At 39.8% G+C, this 19284-nt stretch carries 13 protein-coding genes and 1 pseudogene; 7 read left to right on the forward strand and 7 right to left on the reverse strand.

Annotated features, from left to right (window positions below; translation table 11 throughout):
• Positions 1-83 precede the first annotated feature (83 nt).
• From I1H34_RS12645 to I1H34_RS12660, 4 genes and pseudogenes are all read left to right on the forward strand, one after another.
• Positions 84-848, forward strand: a pseudogene (locus I1H34_RS12645) (ISKra4 family transposase); the annotation flags it as partial.
• 1183 nt (positions 849-2031) lie between these two features.
• The gene (locus tag I1H34_RS12650; protein WP_212665920.1) at positions 2032-2619 is read left to right on the forward strand and encodes a chorismate--pyruvate lyase family protein; all 588 of its coding nucleotides are present in this window, start codon (positions 2032-2034) and stop codon (positions 2617-2619) included.
• 439 nt (positions 2620-3058) lie between these two features.
• Complete coding sequence (locus I1H34_RS12655) at positions 3059-4591, forward strand: class I adenylate-forming enzyme family protein (protein WP_212665921.1); 1533 nt, start codon at positions 3059-3061, stop codon at positions 4589-4591.
• Between the two features lie 69 nt (positions 4592-4660).
• Positions 4661-4909: an acyl carrier protein gene (locus tag I1H34_RS12660; RefSeq protein ID WP_212665922.1), complete on the forward strand. Its 249-nt coding sequence runs from the start codon at positions 4661-4663 to the stop codon at positions 4907-4909.
• Between the two features lie 22 nt (positions 4910-4931).
• Here the strand turns inward: I1H34_RS12660 and I1H34_RS12665 are convergent, their stop codons facing one another.
• Positions 4932-5684, reverse strand: a complete 753-nt coding sequence (locus I1H34_RS12665) for an alpha/beta hydrolase (protein ID WP_212665923.1) — start codon at positions 5682-5684, stop codon at positions 4932-4934.
• A 302-nt stretch (positions 5685-5986) separates the two neighbouring features.
• On the opposite strand from I1H34_RS12665, the gene I1H34_RS12670 reads away from it, so the two are divergent.
• Positions 5987-8542: a condensation domain-containing protein gene (locus I1H34_RS12670; protein ID WP_212665924.1), complete on the forward strand. Its 2556-nt coding sequence runs from the start codon at positions 5987-5989 to the stop codon at positions 8540-8542.
• Positions 8543-8762: 220 nt separating this feature from the next.
• On the opposite strand, the gene I1H34_RS12675 is transcribed toward I1H34_RS12670, so the two are convergent.
• From I1H34_RS12675 to I1H34_RS12690, 4 genes are all read right to left on the reverse strand, one after another.
• Entirely contained in the window at positions 8763-10115 is a 1353-nt protein-coding gene (locus tag I1H34_RS12675; RefSeq protein WP_212665839.1) for an ISKra4 family transposase, read from the reverse strand.
• A 202-nt stretch (positions 10116-10317) separates the two neighbouring features.
• The gene (locus I1H34_RS12680; protein ID WP_212665925.1) at positions 10318-11448 is read right to left on the reverse strand and encodes a class I SAM-dependent methyltransferase; all 1131 of its coding nucleotides are present in this window, start codon (positions 11446-11448) and stop codon (positions 10318-10320) included.
• Positions 11449-11618: 170 nt separating this feature from the next.
• Positions 11619-12557, reverse strand: coding sequence for a hypothetical protein (locus I1H34_RS12685; RefSeq protein WP_212665926.1), 939 nt, complete (start codon positions 12555-12557; stop codon positions 11619-11621).
• Between the two features lie 750 nt (positions 12558-13307).
• A complete protein-coding gene (locus I1H34_RS12690; protein ID WP_212665927.1) occupies positions 13308-14486 on the reverse strand; it encodes a transaldolase in 1179 nt (392 codons plus the stop codon).
• A gap of 396 nt (positions 14487-14882) precedes the next feature.
• Here I1H34_RS12690 and I1H34_RS12695 point away from each other — a divergent pair, with 396 nt between their 5' ends.
• Together I1H34_RS12695 and I1H34_RS12700 are read left to right on the forward strand one after the other, a co-directional pair.
• Positions 14883-15167, forward strand: coding sequence for a hypothetical protein (locus I1H34_RS12695; protein WP_212665928.1), 285 nt, complete (start codon positions 14883-14885; stop codon positions 15165-15167).
• 388 nt (positions 15168-15555) lie between these two features.
• Positions 15556-16707 (forward strand): PQQ-dependent sugar dehydrogenase, encoded by a 1152-nt coding sequence (locus tag I1H34_RS12700; RefSeq protein ID WP_249370065.1) that lies wholly within the window; start codon positions 15556-15558, stop codon positions 16705-16707.
• 10 nt (positions 16708-16717) lie between these two features.
• Here the strand turns inward: I1H34_RS12700 and cydB are convergent, their stop codons facing one another.
• Together cydB and I1H34_RS12710 are read right to left on the reverse strand one after the other, a co-directional pair.
• Positions 16718-17734: a cytochrome d ubiquinol oxidase subunit II gene (cydB, locus tag I1H34_RS12705; protein ID WP_212665930.1), complete on the reverse strand. Its 1017-nt coding sequence runs from the start codon at positions 17732-17734 to the stop codon at positions 16718-16720.
• A gap of 10 nt (positions 17735-17744) precedes the next feature.
• Entirely contained in the window at positions 17745-19187 is a 1443-nt protein-coding gene (locus I1H34_RS12710) for a cytochrome ubiquinol oxidase subunit I (protein WP_212665931.1), read from the reverse strand.
• Positions 19188-19284 lie beyond the last annotated feature (97 nt).

Consider the following 19284-nt stretch of genomic DNA (forward strand, 5'->3'; position numbering starts at 1 on the left):
TCCCATAAATGGATTCCAACCTACTTTTTGCAGGTACGATAAACTTCGAAAAAAAGCTTAAAAGTAGCTTTATTCACATTAATTGTTGCTTGCGCATCAGTGCGAATGTCTCCTACGCTCAAGCTGCTAAAGATGTGACTTATTTAACGGGTATTCAGGTTGCAGCCAAAACCCAGCAACGCTTGGTCCATCAGCAACGGTTTCCTACGCCCCAGGCCCACGAAGCTTTAACTGAAGTGAGTGTCGATGGTGGCAAAGTACGCATCCGCACACCTGCAGGCCAACCTTGTCAGTGGAAAGACTATAAAACCTTAGCAACAGACGTGGGACTCATTGCGGATTATCACAATAATGCCCGGCTCATTGGCTGGACTCACCAGCAACCGTTAGCCTCTCCAGTGACTTGCTTAGGGGATGGTCATGATGGCATTTGGAACATCATTCGTCAGCTGAGCATACCTGAGCAACGACGGGAGATTCTGGACTGGTACCATCTGGTGGAAAATCTTCATAAGGTCGGTGGATCTCTCAAGCGTCTGCACCAGGCTGAACAACTCTTATGGCAGGGGAAGGTGGATGAAACCTTGACTCTGTTTGAATCGTTGAAGAAAAAGCAAGCCCAAGTCTTTTGCAACTATATCCGCAAACATCGGCATCGGATCGTCAATTATGACTATTACCAGAGTGAGCAAATTTGTTCTATTGGGTCTGGAGCTGTTGAATCTGCTATCAAACAGATTAGTCGCAGAGTCAAAATTTCAGGGGCGCAGTGGAATGAAAGCAATGTCCCGCAAGTGCTTGGACACCGATGTGCTTATCTCAATGGTTTAATTTGCATGCAAAGGTGACATGCTCCCGGACCTCTAGTTATGTATGGTAATTATTTTTTCAATACATAATATTACTTTATAAACAATGGATAGATACTAATATTACTTTTACATAACAAAAAAAATGACTTTTAAATAGACTTTCTAGTAGTTTTTTAAAAACAGGTGATAATTAGTGACTTTAAACAGACTATTACTAAAATTAAATATATATATAAATATTAACAGTCTGGACAATAATATTTTTTAGAATATAATTAATTATCGGTTCCATTAATCTATAGCAGCTTATCTTCAAATCATGAATGCCTACAAATAATAGTCAGCATAGAAGATTTTACTTTTGTTTCAGTAATTCAATATGATTAACTATTATAATCTACATTTTCGTCTGAATTAAATTACTATTAATAAGTTAAGTCAGAAAGCGTATATATCACACTCCTATTGGCATTAAGCTCCTTTATAAATTCTTTAATCTCATCTTTAATTATTTTTGTAATGGTATAAAATTTGGAATATGAGTACTGCGTTAGGTAAGATACTCAAAAAGTTCGTCAACAGTGCAAAGTAGAGTTTATGACATGGCAAGTCAGATTATCTTTTGAAAAGATGCTCATATATTGGTATTACATATCAAATAATGGAAGTAATCAAAGCTCAAAGCCTTTGACGTTAAAGAATAATTTGTGGTTCGATAATAATGTGAGCTAATAGAAAAGAGATGCACTTCACCAATGTATTTGCAAAAAAAAATATATAAAAACTATCATTAATGCTTGCAGCAAAATAAAAAAAACCTGTTTTTTTTTCGCAGTAAAGCTTACATCATTTTGTTAAACTAGGGCTGCTATAATCATTAATAAAAAAACAATGATGCTTATGAAAAAGTCATAAAGTTGACTTAAATTATCTAAACAATGTAGGCTTTTCTGTTTTTCAAAAACTATAACTTATTAAACTAAACATTATTTTATTTATAAAATCAGCTTATATCAGTTTAGAAATATTTTTTAACCCATTGTAAATTTAAGTGTTATGCCAATAAAATCACCTCTGAAATAAAAGGAGAAAAAAATTGTAGTTGTGAGAATCTCAAAGCATAAATTTTAACCTATCTTTTATGCAATTTTAGTAGCGATAACTCTTCCTAAGATAACCGATTAGTTTGAATAATTATTTTGTATGGCCTGGAGCAATTATGTCAAATTCAGTCAAAACTGAGTATTTTGAGTTTATGAGAACCGATCTTCAACAAACATTTTCTTCCAGTCATATAGAACCAAGCAAATTAAGTACATTTCAGCGAATACTATTAACAACTGATGGAACAGTAACTGATATTCTTGAAGCTTATGCTTTTGAGCAAATTCAGATTGTAAAACTTTCAGAGAGTCTGTTTATACTGGAAGACGATATTAACTCTATGAAACTAAAAAAGGGATCTGAAGTAATCGCAAGAAAGATTTTGTTACAGGGGAAAATAAGCCGAAAAAACTTTGTTTACGCAGAATCAATTATTGCTCCAGAAAATCTAAATATTCGGTTTAGAGAAGCCCTTCTTAAAACTAAATCACCTATCGGAAAACTGTGGTTTGAACAACGCGTTGAAACATTTAAGGAAATAGTTAATACAAGTATTGAGTCTGCTACGAATCTATCAAAATATTTCAACATAGGAATTTCTGATAAACTTTTCTCAAGAACATATCAAGTTTTTACAGATAATAAACCGGTTATGATGATTACGGAGAAGTTCCCAGAGTCTTATTTTACAGACTTATTTTGATAAATTAGTATTCTCAGAGTCAAGAACTGAATTAGTATTTTGGTAAAGATATAAGTGGTCATATTAATCAGCCTATTTTGAATATTAAATGCTAAATGCAATATTGTAAAAACCAACTACTAATAAAAATTTCCTAAATTATTTTTTTCGTTCTTTATTAGCGATTACATAACTAATAGTTTTGCCTTAGAGAAAATATTTAATTTGTGAATGCTTCAACTCATATATATTTACTTTAATTTTGGATCTTTATTTTAAAGAATTAGTTATATATATCAACCTTTTTAATTAATGCTTAACCCAAAATTCCTAGAAATCTATTAAGTATATATAAATAGAATAAGTAAAATATGCTGGACATCGTATTACGGTTAAATAAAAGGTTTATTTTTTAGAAAATGCAAAGATTTAACGTTTTCAAATTTAGATAAGAGGAATAATGCTTTATAACATCTTAAAAGAAGTAGCTATAAAAAACCCAAATGAAATAGCAATTATATACGGTGAAACAAAGATAACTTACAATACCCTACTAGAAAAAATAAGCGGCTTAAGTGAAGGATTGAAGTCTATAGGGCTTAAAAAGGGAGATTGCTTAGCACTATTACTACCCAACTGCCCTGAATTCATTTTTACATTTTATGCTGCTATGACACTTGGAGCTATTATTTTACCCCTCAATCACTTGTTCAAAGCAGAGGAAGTAGAATTTTATCTGCAAGATAGTCATGCGAAATACATCATTACAGATAGTCATCGGTTTCAATCTTGTATACAGCTAATTTCTAATCTATCTAACTCAGTTGAAGTCATAGTAATAGATTCTACTCGGACAAGTAGTCAATCTTTCTCTGATTTAATTAAATCGAATATTTTGGATACTAGACCTATACATATTGATCCTAACTCTAGTGCTATTTATCAGTATTCATCAGGTTCGACTGGACGTCCCAAACGAGTTACCCGGACTCAATCGAATCTAGTCAGCGAAGTAAGAAGTTTCGGGGCAACCACTAATATAACCCCTACTGATAAAATCCTCTGTATCGTCCCACTCTATCATGCTCATGGATTAGGGAACTGCCTGCTCGCTTCAACCTGTAATGGTGCGACACTAGTAATTTTAGAGCCACTTATGAAGAATGATCTTCCAGTTGAAGTTCCATTTGTGTTTAGATGTCCAAGAGTTCTTGAACTAATAGAAAGTAAGAAAATTACAGTTTTACCTGCTGTTCCTTATATTTTTAGCACAATGGTTGAGACACCTGTATGTACCAATGCCAACCTTAACTCTTTAAGGCTTTGTTTTTCAGCTGGAAACTTTCTTGACCAAAAAACTTTTGATCATTTTTTAAATAGATATGGTGTTCCTATTAGACAGCTTTATGGTTGCACAGAAGCTGGTTCAATTTCAATTAATTTAAGTACTGAGGTTGCACAGACTGCTAAGTCAGTAGGACAATCACTACTCGGCGTTCAAGTTTCCATTATTGACGATAACGGTAAAATTTTACCAAATGGTGAAATCGGGGAAATAATTGTTAAGAGCCAAGCTTTGACGAAAGGCTATGACAAAATGCCTGAATTAACTTCATTCGCTTTTCAAGATGGAGCTTACTATACAGGAGATCTAGGATTTTTAGATCAAAATAGATATTTATATATTACTGGCCGAAAAAAAATCTTAATTGATACAGGGGGACGGAAAGTAGATCCCATTGAGATTGAAGATGTCCTATTAACTAATCCTAAAATTAAAGAGGCTGTTGTAGTAGGTGTTAAAAGTAATCTTGCAGGAGAGTTGATTAAAGCAGTTGTGGTATTAAAAAATGGTATTTATTACAGCGAAAAAGAAATTCAAATTTTTTGTAGAAAATATTTAGCTGACTATAAATCACCGAAGATGATTGAGATTCGCGACGAAATCCCTAAGAGCCCTCTTGGAAAAGTTTTAAGGAAGGAGTTAATATAGCGAATTATTAATCGATTAATATCAAAAGAGCTAATATTGTTTATAAAAAATTATTTGTGGATCACTAAAATGACATATTCACCTGAAAAATTAACTGAAAAAATTAAAAGTGTGATTCTTGACCTTATACCTATCGATGAAGATAAATTGTTGGATAACTCAGATATCTTTAATTTAGGTTTAGACTCAATTAACGCTATGACACTAGTTTTTAATTTACAAGATACATTCTCAATAAAATTTGAAGTTCTTGAAATTGATGTTGAAAATTTCAGGAGTGTCAAGGATATATCCAAGCTTATAAGAAGCAAACTCTAATGACTTATTTTTTATTCTGAGATTATTCTTCAAGGTGATTGGAAAAAAAAATTTCTACCATATTTAATATGCCCGGAGATGAGAATTTTTTACCATGTCCTCCACCATGAATAACTTCAAAAGTAACTTCATTACCAGCTTGACTTAATGATTCATATAAGATTTGACTTTGATTTAAAGGAACAAGTAGATCATTATCTGCGTGCATAATAAGAAATGGCGGGACTGACGAGGTGATATGAGTGATTGGATTAGCTAAAGCGACTTTATCTACGGCTGATTGAATAGGATATCCAATTAACTCCGATTCGGGAGAGTCATAAGCATCATGATCAATTTCACTAGGGTAACTATTCATTCTTAAAAAATCTGTCGGACCAAACCAATCACAAACAGCTTGAACTTTACTTGAAGATGATCTCCATGGTCCCGACTTATCGAATTCTTTCATATGCTGAGTTGTACCTAGGAGTGCTGCTAGATGCCCTCCTGATGAAGAACCCCAGACACCAATTTTCCTTGGATTCAAATTTAACTCATTTGCGTTAGCTCGAAGAAACCGAACTGCACATTTGCAGTCTTCAAGCTGGGCTGGAAAGGGTGCTTCAAAGCTCAATCGATAATTAATACTTACGCAAAAGTAGCCACGTAGAGCAAAAGGGATAATTTTTTTCTTACCATCCTTCTTAGTACCTGATCGCCATCCACCTCCATGGATCCAAATTATTACAGGCATTGGCATTTTTGAGGGACAAATGAGATACATCATATCCATTGTTAGCGAACAAGTATTTGTTCTGCAATATTCAATGTCTTGTCGGTAAATTAGTTGTTTTCTTAGTCGTATGATGGATTCGAAAATTTGCAATTTATTCAATATCAGAAGAAGTTAACTCATTAAATTTATATTTCTATGAGCAAGCTGCAGGCAATAGATTCTTATTTAGTGTTCGGTATATCTGGTATTTCTAAAGATAAGTGGGTACATTTTATACTATGAATACAAGCTTTAACTCCGACTCGTCGATATCAAAACTAGAACCTCTAGAGAAGAAAAAACAATCTAGTGAGACGAATTTGTGGACATCTATCCGTAATATTATTGCACTACAGAATCAAGCGCCTGAACTTAAAAAGCTATCAAGTGGCCTTACTGCACCAACCTCTTTTAATCAAGAGAGACTTTTGCTTTTAGATAAGCTTAGGCCAAATAGTATTGTTTATAATATACCATTCGCATTTCGCATTTTTGGAGACCTTGATATATCTACCTTAGAGAAGTCTATACAAGTCCCAATTTATCGACATGAGGTTTTGCGAACTACTCTACTTCAGGATGATTATGGTGTCACTATTCAACATATTCATCCAATGCCTGAAAATACGCTATCTATTCAAGATCTACATATGCTCAATGAACTTGAACAAGATATGTTGATTGATAATTTTGTAAGGGAAGTTGTAGAGACTCCCTTCAATCTTGATAAAGGCCCACTAATTCGAGCAAATCTTCTCAAAGTCTCATCTCAAGATTTTATTTTAGTTCTAACGATCCATCACGCTATATTTGATGGTTGGTCTGAAGGCATTTTGTTTGATGAAATATCCAAAGCTTATAAGACTTACTATGCTAGAGAAGATTTACAGCTGGATAGAATTCCGATTCAATATTCTGATTACTCCATTTGGCAACGCCAGTGGATAACAGGTGATTTTCATCAGGTCCTTACTAACTATTGGAAGACTACTTTAGATGAGTCTTTGAGAAGATTAGACTTACCGGTTGATATCTCAGCAATTAAAGCTAACCAATCTCAACGTAGTGCTTGCGAGAAGTTGTATCTAAATTCACAAATCACAAATTCTTTAAAAGAACTATCTTGCCAACAAAAAACAACTCTTTTTTGTGTACTTTTATCTGCTTTTTATGTTCTTTTATATCACTATACTGGGCAATCGGATCTTGCTGTTTGTACACCCACAGCGAGTCGTAATCGAAGTGAATTAAAGGGAATGATTGGTTACTTTGTTAACCTATTAGTGCTACGCAATGATTTATCTTACAAGCCATCATTCAGGCAATTAATTGAACGTGCTAAACAGGTTATATCTGGTGCAATAGCTCACCAAGATTTGCCCGCGCAGGACTTGCTAAATTGTATTGCGGGAGATCAGATGGTAATGTCCCAGGTTTTGTTTGTGCTACAGAATACTCCACAGAAATCACTCTTATTGCCAGATCTTGAGGTTCAGCGATTTGAAGTTGATAATGGTATAGCCGATTTTGATTTGTTTCTTTCTTTGATGGATGATGCAGGATCAATTAAGGGGATACTTAAGTACAATGCAGATCTTTTTGAAGCTAATTCAGTACTTAAAATGCTTCAACACTATAAAGAGATTCTATCAAAAGCGATTGTAAATCCTGATAGTTCTATCGACAACTTATTGAAGCTATCAGTTTATGAAAAACGAGAACTTACTGCTAAACGTCATCAGGAAAAGCGTCTATCATCAGTTAAAACTCAGGAGAAAGTCCAGTTTGTTACACCTCGTAATGAGACGGAGAGAAAACTGCAAAATATTTGGCAGATAGCCTTAAATATTCAGCCTATTAGTATAACTGATAATTTCTTTGATTTAGGAGGAAAGTCTCTTGCAGCAGTTAAACTTTTTAGTCAGATTGAAAAAACCTTTGGTAAGAAGCTACTGTTCAGTGATATTTTTAAATCTCCCACAATCGAGAAACTGGCTATAAAACTTAAAGAGGAAGAAACTATAGGCTATAAGAAATCGCTTGTGGCAATTAATTGTGAAGGGTCCAAACCCCCACTTTTTTGTATTCACTCAGTTGAGCCAAGTATTTTACACTATCGCTATATTTCTAACTATTTAGATACCGATCAACCGTTTTATGCTCTTCAGCCTCCTGCATTGTGTTCCAGTGATGAGATCCTGTTTGCTTCTATTGAAGAGATGGCGCTTTACTATGCTAATGAAATTCAAAAGTTTCAACCTCAAGGCCCTTACTTTCTTACCGGACATTCAATGGGAGGAGTGATTGCTTACGAGGTTGCTTGTAAGCTCCAAGGAAAAGGGGAAGAAGTTGCCTTCCTCGGTCTTATTGACAGCTTTGCACCTCAGTACCATAAGCATGATACATCTAGCACCAAAATCTTCTATCAGCTTTTTATCCATTGTCGCAATATAATACGAGTCTCCCCTAAACGGAAGATAGGGTACATTATAGAGCGGTTGAAATACGTGATTCCAAACTCTATATGGAGTATACTAAATAAACAATCAATATTTGAGATAATTGACATATCAGTCCACAATGAGTTAACTGATATATACCAAAATCTTCCTATTTATAAGAAAATTAAGCAGGCACATTATAAGGCTTATAAAAAATATATCCCAACTCATTTATACTCTGGTAGCATATTTTTATATCGTGCCACTGAGCGACCTACTACGATTCGTTATTATTCAGCCCTAGGCTGGGAAAAATATCTCTCTGAGAACATAGAAATTATAGAAGTTCCTGGAAATCATAATGCAATAGTTCATGAACCTTATGTCAAAGTTTTGGCTAGAAAAATTCAGAAATCTATTGATAAACAGCTGTAAGCGTAAAAATCACACATTCAACTGGTTTCGGGTTTTTATCTAGCTGACCTAAAATATTGGCTGTTAACCCCAATATGAACACCTGAAAAAGATTGAACAGGTAATTGCATCGCCTCACTTTGAGAATTCACCTTATAGTTCCCAACTGATTTCGGGTGTCGGGTAGAGAGGACTCCTTCGAAACTGTAAGCGTAAATATCCTACATTAAAAGCCTAATTCTCAAGCAGCTTTTTCTTCTTCAGGAAGAACTAAATCTAGCCAATTATCACTCCATTCATTACTGATCATACTCGCCCTGATTTGCAAGACATTATGGGCACCTACCCGAGTCCATTGCATCTTCTGCTTCTTTTTATGGCGAGCATTAATGAGGGTGTCAATATGAGATTCTGCAACTTGACTGGTATAAGCTAGCCCCGCTTTATCTCGCTCGTCATAATTGACAAGATATTCACTGTTATTCTTTAAGTAATCGTATAAGCCTTTGAGCTTTGTTTGCTTCTTCTCATCTGAAATGTTGTCTCGAAGCATGGCAATCTTCTGCAGAGCATCATCTACTTTTCCATGCCATAAACTCCCCTTCGCACTATCGAGGGATTCTGCAAAGGTTTCACCCAGTGCATTGCTGACATTTCGGAATTTCTTGCCGATATGAAACCAGTCCAAGATCAGCTCTAATGCTTTGCAATGAGGCTCAAGAACTGAGATGACTGACCAGCAGTTGCTAGCACCATCGGCCAAGGCAGTGACCTGTGTCTCTTCTGTCATCCCTTGTTTAAGTGCCGCATGATGCAGATAGGTCTTGATGGTTTGCAACTCATCCTCTAAGGCGGAAACAACACAAGTCTTTTCCGTAATTTGGCGATGATGTTTATCAACTACTTCAATGGCACTAGGACGATAAACGATGCCAGATAAGGCTTCAAAACTGCGCTTGTCTTTATCTTTGGTAGGAATATGACCCCCATCGACTTGAGCAATGAGTTCTGCTGCCGGGGTGGGTAACTCTTCTTGATCTGGAGGGGTAGTGTTCGCTTGAGATAAACGCTCACCGACTTGATTGGTCACGTTTTTGATTTGGACATGGTTATTCACACTCCGGCGCTGAGCATTCAGCCGCTCCATATTATCCTGAGCTTCTCGATAGCTATGCAAGGCACCATTCTCACATTGCAGTTTTACTAAGTCAGGATGAGTATCTGTGCCAAAGACGCTCAACACCGATGGCATACTTTGCCATCGACACTCAGGATTCTTGCACCGATGTTTTTGGATACGGAGTTTATGATCGCTGAAGACGGCATGGAATGTAGATGGTTGAAAACCAAGCTTGCCTATTTTCCCACCACATTTGATGCACTGCGTAACTCCAGTATCGATGAGGGTAGATTGTTCGGATAACAGAGCACTTTGGACTTTGGAAAGCAGAGAGATTTGTTCTTCGTGACGCAATCCTAGATCTAGAATAGATTCTGGTTGCTTGATGTCATAGATTTTTAGAGTGTCTCGTTTAACGACTTCCTGAGTGGTAACCGAAACTTTCTCCACAATCACTCTAAATTCGTAGTCCATCTCTCACCGTTACTCTCGAACCTCTGCAAGAGATAGAGTAACACTAAAAACTTGAATAATGTACAAAAATTACGCTTTCAATGGAGGGTGCTTTGGTACGGAAGGAATTGTCGGAGGAGTTCCATAACCTTACCTGGTAAGGGTTGATCTCTCTATTCTCTAACTCTTATTTCAGCATCACCAAAAGAGGACAAGAGCCTTATTACGACATCATTTGTCTTAACTTACTTACTATTTTTTTGGGCGAGACAAGGGCTGATAATTTATAGGCAATTTGACCACGACATAACCCTAAAGAAAATAGCGTTTCAGTTCGCTGTAAATACTTCAACATCTTAGAAGACCGGGATGAAGGTTCTAGATTAGTAGTATTCTCCTGAGTCATATTAGGAGAAATTTGCATCCAAATCTCTGGAGAACTTGACCAAGGAGAAGAAGATTTTGATGAACTCCCAAATTCCATATTCTCAACAGAAAATCCTGCTCTATTTGCGATTCGATACAATCCGTCAACAGAAAAGTTGTATTTATGGGCAATGTGTAAATACATCAACAAATTACCAAGGGCAGGCAAATGCCCAAACTGATCAATACGACTGATATCAGGCACAATCAAAACGATCTTCCCATTGGGGGTGAGATACTGACGGATGTCTTGCAAGAACTGGAGCGGTTGATCAAGATGCTCAAAGACATGGTGTAGGTAGATTAAATCAAACTTTGCATCTTTCTGTTCGGCGGGAAGGGCACTCAGATCGCCATAGTAGAGGTGTTTCACACCAAAGCGACGGCCAGCTTGTAATGCTGCAACATCATAATCACAGCCGATTGCATCATATCCCCGTTCCTGCATAAACTTGACGCTACCGCCCCCTCCGCAACCCACTTCACAAAGTCGACTTGCTGGTGTTAAGGAGTCGCTAATGAATTGGAGTAGCTTCTCAGAGTAACTGCTTTGGCTAGCAATATAATCTCCATAATCTTCCGAGTCATCAACATCCATCGCATACATTTTTCGATACATGTTGGTATAGAAGTCAGCTAGGCTCTCTTCATCCAAATAGGGATCAAATCTTACCGTTCCACATCGATTACATACAACAGATGTTAGTGGAATCCCATATCTATCAATTTCGGAAACAATCACATCTTCTGAGTCATTAGCTTCGCAAGGACAGGCAGAATGCTGCAGTGTATAGGAATTATTGTCGATATTTAATTTTATTTTATCTATGAAATTTTGCTGAGTCTTAGACACAGAAGGTTGATATGGGTTAAGGGAATCAAACTCATATCGAGGAGAAATAATTTGTCTTTCTAAAGTTGCATTCATAATCCAATACTTGATGAATAAGCCAGAGCGTTAGAATAAATACTAGTCGGCTAAAAATAACAACGAAGTAATCTAAGTCACAATAAATATCTGATCGTTCAAATAAAAAAATACATATATTTGAAATAATATGAATGCAGAGTTACTTTATTTTCTGAGGCGAATTACTGCTATAGCTCTTCGGATAAACGATTGACAATATGATTCGCCCGAAGCAAAGAGCCAGATTGGTTTAGATGGTATTCACTATCAAAAAAATATTTCACCTGAAATGCCATTTCTTCAGGAGTATCGATAAAATCAAGTTCAGAAGTGTTCTCAATCACTGAACTAATTTGATCAATAGCCTTAGCATTATTTTTATATACATTTTCAGCTAGGGGCGGATAAGAAAAATATACTCGTGCACCATTTTCTTTTGCCACTCGATCAAATTTTTGGATAATTTTTAAAGAAGTTTGGATTGATCCATCAGTGACTTCCAAAGTACGCTTAATTTTAGAAATATCTCGCGGAGTTCCAGTATTTTCTGTCATATCCCCAGCTTGGTTAAAATTACTCCGTTTATATATGCTATTTAGTTCATAATTCTTGGTAAGAGTAGAAACAACATTTCGAATAACTCCTCCAAAATAAAGCTGTCCTTTATCTAACAGCACAGGTGCATAGTAGTAGGGAACAAACTTTACGTTTTGAACTCGATTATCAATCGTGTTAAACAGACGTTCTGGAATATCAGGTAAATGACTAGAGAAATTTTCATATTCCAATGAAACGACAGCAACATCACCCGGCCTCAATGCCTCCTCAACTTCATTGAGGGTATACTCAAGACCCAGTGCAGCATGAAGTCCCATATTGACGGGCCTACGCTGGAGATTACTGGCGATAAGCTGGGAATTTATCCCAAATGCAACGTTAGAGCCACCAACAAAAATAATTCTTGGCTTTTTTTGCTGCTTGAGAAGAGCATGCTTGTCGATGGTTGCCGCTAAATACTGTTTTTGAGCCAACTGATCGTGAGTCTGAATGTAGTAGAGCGTAATGGCAGCTAGCACAAGACATTGCAGAGAAGCAAACTTAAACAGTCTAATCAAAAACTTATTCATGTCTCTTTAAGGTATCTATGGCAATAGGCAATAAAAGCTTAGGGTGACTAGCCAATTAATCTAGAAGAAGAGAGTGAACTCTATCAGTTTAATTTTGACGACTCAATTCTAGATTCTCTATTTGGGGGTGTATAGTTAGCTCTGAGCTGATGTACAACCACTCTGAGTATCAATATAAATCTTACGCCTATTTATTTTTTCACAATGTGATTAAGCTTACTTTTATCAACTCACAAGGTTTATTCCTTCAGTTTTTACGCCAGGAATCACTTCTCGATCAGAAGAACTGTAAATTTAGAACAACAAGGTTATCTACCCCAATATTTCGAAGAATTGATAGCTTTGCTAGTGGACTGCAAATCTTTGAATTATAGGGTACCGCTGACTCAACGAATCAGCTTGGTAATTACCCTTATCTAATGACTGGTCTCACTGTCAGTGCCAACTTAAAAATACTTAGAGATGCAGAATGAAGTCTTGCCAATACTGGCAAGGTAAAAAAATCTTGAAATCCTATAAGCTAAGCGCCACCCTGTTTTAACTGATGTAGGAACTTACATCATCCGTTCTGGAAATTTTGCAGCCATTTCTAATATCATCATCTATGCAGACTCCTTTATAACAGGAGGGTCAAAGCATTTGTATCTAGAGCGTCCCATTCTCAGGTCGCCAGGTACAAAGCCCTGAGTTGATCACTAGCATCCGAATTGGCTGGTTTCACCTTCCTATAAGAAGTCTGTACTATTGCGATTATTCAACCGCTGCCATTTGCAAAATGGCCCCTAACCCAGAACCCATTTCTGCAGGGGTGATTTTGCCATCATGATCTTGATCAAGGGCATCAAAAACTGCATCTGTACCTAACCATTCTTCGCGGGTGATAAAGCCATCACCGTCTAGATCGTAGCTATGAAAGATATCGGCTGTTGCTGTACTGACTTTAACGTCAGCTTCTAGTCGCACTAATCGGTTCACTAGAAGTTGTTCTAGTGTTTCCAGGGCTTTACTAAACCCCTTAATACCTTCTTCTAGTTTTTCCGAAGCCATACGATCTTCTGTATGCATTTTTTCGAAGTTCGTTTGGTTAATAGCTATCTTCTCTATCTCCATCCCTGCAGCTTTACTTGGATCGAGCTTTCGGGGCATGTCTTCAGTACTGTCTTGAAGCTGAGCCAGTAGCTTAGGTGAAATCGTAAGAAGATCGCATCCAGCTAGTTCCAGAATCTCGCCAGTATTGCGAAAGCTAGCCCCCATAACTTCAGTGGAGTATCCAAATTTTTTGTAGTAGTTATAAATCTCTGTAACAGACTGTACACCTGGATCTGCGACAGGAGAATACTCTTGTCCAGTCTCATTCTTGTACCAATCTAGAATTCGACCCACAAATGGAGAGATTAAGGTAACGCCTGCTTCAGCACAGGCGATGGCTTGATGGAGACCGAACAGTAGCGTCAGATTGCAGTGAATGCCCTCTTTTTCCAAGACTTCTGCGGCCTTAATACCTTCCCAAGTGGAAGCAATTTTGATCAAGATGCGCTCGCGATTAATTCCCGCTTTTTCATATTCAGAAATGAGGTAACGGCCTTTGGCAATTGTGGCCTCTGTATCGTAGGACAGCCGAGCATCAACTTCAGTTGAGACTCGCTGAGGAACAATTTCCAAAATCTTTTTACCAAAGGACACTGCTAAGCGATCAAAGGCTAAGGAAGCAATGTCTGCATGAGTCGCACCAGAACCTGCATCTGCTTTGGCTTGCAGCAACGTTTCATCAACAATCTCTTGATACTCAGGCATTTGTGCTGCTGCAGTGATCAGAGATGGGTTGGTAGTCGCATCACGAGGCGTAAACTGCTCAATCGCTTGAATATCACCAGTATCAGCAACGACAACTGTAACCGCTTTGAGTTGGTCTAGTGCACTTTTGGACATGACTGATTCCTGTAGTAATGGGTGATGCCTTTACAATGTAGCGTCGAAAAACTAGAGCCATCAATCCATTCAATCATTGGCTCAACATTTCGGATCTAGTCGTGAATAACAGACTTAACTTATTACACAATATTCACTCTAGATATGGATTAATGCCATATGAACCTTATCTTGGAAAATTCTCAGAAGGCTCTGGATTCAACCTCAGTTTCCTATGACTTAATCAACATAGACATTCAAAGGTTGATGCACTCCTCACTCCAATTCTAGATGGATGAGTTATTTCGATGATGGTCGAATCCCTTCCTTATCAATGTCTAGCTCTGATATCAAAACGAAGGATTAACGATGCCCTCTCTTCACTCTGCTATAGGTTCACTTGGTTTTTTGATTGCGATGAGTTCTGTCAGCCTCCCGGTCTGGGCAGCACCTCAGTCTATTAATACAGTCCCTTCTGCTTCGGGTTTGGGGGAACCCATCACAATTTCACCAACCCCGCCAATTGTTGAACCCACTCCTGCAACCAAACTCATTGAAGAAGTCAATTCTCAACTGGAAGGTACAGAAATTGCTCGCCGTCCTTCCCCTGAGCCAGACCCTTCTTTTAAGTGGCAGTCAGAGCTTCAGAATAATCAACGCCGCAGTGATCCAGGCTATCAATTCTTCCAGTCCAAGTTCTAAATTTCATCAGTAGGCAGCTCTAGGTTTCCAAATTTCTGAGGGGCGGATGTTGGCAGACTTTTGCAGCGCACCTATGCAACTTATTTGCGATCGCAACTCCCCCCTCGCCCATCACCAACCGTAATAACCCAGAATTTTTAGGTCTGAGTCAATCTATCCGGCATCCATCAACCCAGCCAACCGATATCAGACCAAACTGTCAGAGGGCTGCATCATAGTCATCTAAGGGCTACCTTTGTATGATGTGAACTATAGCTCCAAAGCTATTTCAGGATTCTGATGTTGTGTCCTTGATGGGATCTGAATCCTTGACTAAAACGGTGCTCTAATCAGGATGACATTTGGCATGATCCATTCCTCAAAAATTTTCACTCCAGGAATAATGCTGATGTCCCTAGGAGTGATTGCCTGTACGTCCCCACCACAAACGGGGCCAAACTCTTTAGCTTCAGAGCCCGCCCAGTCAGGATCGGCTCAATGTACCTTGGTGGAAAATGGCTTTGGCCCTCCAGGACAAGTGCAGGTAAGGGTGGAAGAAGTTGTCACAGGGCTAGAAGTGCCTTGGGGAATTGCCTTTCTGCCGAATAACGGAATGCTGGTAACGGAGCGGCTGGGGCGAATCAGGTTGGTTCAAAATGGCAAACTGCACCCTCGGCCCATTGCCACCGTTAAAGTGAGTGATCGGGGTGAAGGGGGATTGTTGGGAATTGCTACCCATCCTGACTTTGCCAAAAACCGATTTTTCTATATCTATTTCACAGCCAGCCTGCCAGGGAAATCGGTCAATCGAGTGGAGCGCTGGCGATTGTCAGAAGATGGGCAAAAAGCAACCCGCGATCTCATCATTGTAGACAACATCCCCGTTGCTCGATTCCACAACGGTGGACGAATTCGATTCGGCCCGGACGGGATGCTTTACATTGGCACTGGCGACGCTCGCGATCCTGACCTGTCTCAGGATGTCAACAGTTTAGCGGGCAAGATATTGCGGTTTACCCCAGAGGGACAGGTGCCCGCAGATAATCCTTTTTCAGATAATCCAGTCTATATTTCGGGGATTCGCAATACCCAGGGATTTGATTGGATCAATCCTTCCACCCTTTGGGTGAGTGATCATGGCCCCAGTGGAGAGTTGGGACGTTCAGGGCATGATGAAGTCAGCGTAGCCCAGGCTGGGGATAATTTGGGTTGGCCCACGGTTTATCGATGTGAATCCCAATCTGGATTGGTGCCTCCTACCCTCACCTGGCGTCAGGCCCTGCCCCCTGGTGGTGCTGCCGTATACACCGGGGATGCTATTCCAGAGTGGAAGGGGAGCTTTATGGTGGCAGGACTGCGGGCTGAACAATTGCAGCGTATTGTCATTGATCCTAAAACAGGTCAGTTGCAGCACCATGAAGTGTACTTGCAGGGTCAGCAAGGACGCTTGAGAGAAGCAGTGATGGGTCCTGATGGCGATTTGTATATCACAACGAGTAATTGTGATGGTCGGGGTAGGTGTCCAGCAAAGCGAGATAAAATTTTGCGCATTACTCGCTAGGGTTTATTGATTAATCGCTCTCATGAGCTTGGGTGACTTTTCCTCTAAAGACCACATAGTTATAGATGTTGTAGAACAACATAATCGGGATTAAGAAACCGATAAAGATGATCATAAAAACCAAGGCACTCGGTGAGGCAGCGGCCTGATAGATCGTGATTTGGGGGGGGATGATATACGGAAAAATGATCAAGCCCAGGCCCAAAAATGAGAGTAAGAAAATCAGCACGGTCCAAACAAAGGGCATCCGCTCTTGCTCCTTGCCGAGGCTCCGCAATAGCAAAGCCACAAATAAGCTGCCCAAGAGAGGAATGGCTGCAAAAAAATAAAACAGAGGCGGATCAAACATGCGATCGCGCATCTGTTCGTAAAACACAGGCGTACTCACCGTTATAAATACCGCTCCTAGGAAGGTTGTCACCGCCGCTAATTTGGCCGTTTTGTAATGGGTTTGTTGCAGCGTTCCCGTCGTTTTCATCACCAAATAAGTGGAACCGATCAGGACATAGCCTTGAATCAGTGTCAGAGCTACTAGGAGCGATTTCCAGCTCAACCAATCCCAAACACCACCCACAAAATGACCTGCTGTATCAACTGCAATCCCCTCAAACACAGTCCCTACCGCAAACCCCTGGCCCAAGGCAGCCATAAAACTCCCCGCTCCAAAGGCAAAATTCCACAGTTGCTTACTGCGCACCGAATTTTCTCGAAACTCAAAAGCAACAGCTCGCAAGATTAATCCACCCACCATCACACTGACAGGAATATAAAGAGCATGTAGCACCGTGGCATAGGCCAGGGGGAAAGCGCCAAATAATGTCCCTCCCACCAAAACCAGCCAAGTTTCGTTGGCATCCCAAATATTTCCCAGACTGGTCATCAAAATACTGCGACTTTCTTCATTCGAAGCCGTCAGGGACAAAATCCCTACTCCTAAATCAAACCCATCCAGGGTGACGTAGAGAAATAGAAACAACCCCAGAATCACAAACCAAACCTGGGGCAGAAATTGTTCTAATGCTTCCATGGACGAACCTCTACTGTTGGGTTTCTACGGGACGCTGATCAGGCTGATGCTGCATGGGTTCAACCTCAAGAGTGTCTTTGCTGACTGATTGGGGTAAGGGCAACTCCAAATTCGGGCCTTTGCGAATAATGCGACTACCAAAATACAGCGCCCCTACAAATAACATGCTGTACATGGCTGCAAATCCCAGAAGAGACGTTAAAACTTCAGGAGCAGGCAGGGGCGTTGCCATATCTGCGGTGCGCAACTCACCATAGACCGTCCAGGGCTGGCGTCCGACACAGCGAACAATCCAGCCACATTCCACCGCCACATAGCCCATAGGTGCGGCTAGCAACCACCCCCAAAGCATCAGTTTTTGGTCAACGATAGCTTCCGCTGTCAGTTTGCCCCGTAACCATCGCCACACACTAAACCCCATCAACCCCGCCAAGAAAATGCCAATCCCACTCATGATTCGAAAGGAATAGTAAATCAATCCCACCATATGGGGGCGATCCTGGGGTGCCCATTCGTTTAAACCTTGCACTGGCTCCGATAAGGTGGGCTTCAACTCCAGTAAATAGCTGAGCATACCGGGGACTTTGACTTCCCATTTATTCTGTCCTTCCCGATCATTAGGCAAAGCCACCAGACTCCAGGCTGGCGACGATCCAGCAGGAATCGTCTCCCACTGGGCTTCCATCGCCGCTAGTTTTGATGGCTGGTAATGATAGACCTGCTCAGCGCTCAGGTGACCGATGAAAATCTGGAGGGGGGCAACGACTAAGGCAACGGCCAGTACCACCTTCAGAGATTGTCCAAAGAATTCTGGGTGACGACGATTGAGAATATACCAGGCACTAATGCCCCCAATCACAAATAAAGAGGTTTCCAGGGTGGCGAAAAACATATGCAGAAAGCTATTCAGCATAAACGGGTTCAGAATCGCCTGGAAGTAGTCGCTGACAATAAACTTACCCTCAATAAATTCTCCACCCGTTGGGGTTTGGAGCCAGGAATTCGCCGTCAGGATCCAAAAGGTCGATAGATTTGCACCAAAGGCCACCATAATCGTCGCCAGCCAATGCATCAAAGGCGGCACTCGATCCCAGCCGAACAGCATAATTCCCAGAAATCCCGCTTCGAGCATAAAGGCCATTGCCCCTTCAAAGCCTAGAATGCTGCCAAAGAAATCTCCCACAGCTTCCGAAAACGGTGCCCAGTTAGTACCAAACTGAAACTCCATGGGTAAACCAGAAGCCACACCAATGCCAAAGTTCAAAACATAGAGCTTGGCCCAAAAGCGGGCATGAAGGTAATAATCTCGATTTCGGGTTTTTAACCACAACCCTTCAACCACCACTAAGTAAATGGCCATCCCAGTAGACAAGACTGGCCAAAGCATATGAAAAATAGCGGTCAAGGCAAACTGCATCCTCGACAGCACAACGGTATCAGACAAAAAATCCATAGGGACAACCTGTTGACAGAGAGGAATGAAAGACTAATGGTCCATCCCACACCCCTTGTAACAAATCTGTCTAAAGCTTTGCCAAAGACGGTTTGTA

It is taken from the genome of Acaryochloris marina S15 (assembly GCF_018336915.1).
GTDB lineage: Bacteria > Cyanobacteriota > Cyanobacteriia > Thermosynechococcales > Thermosynechococcaceae > Acaryochloris > Acaryochloris marina_A.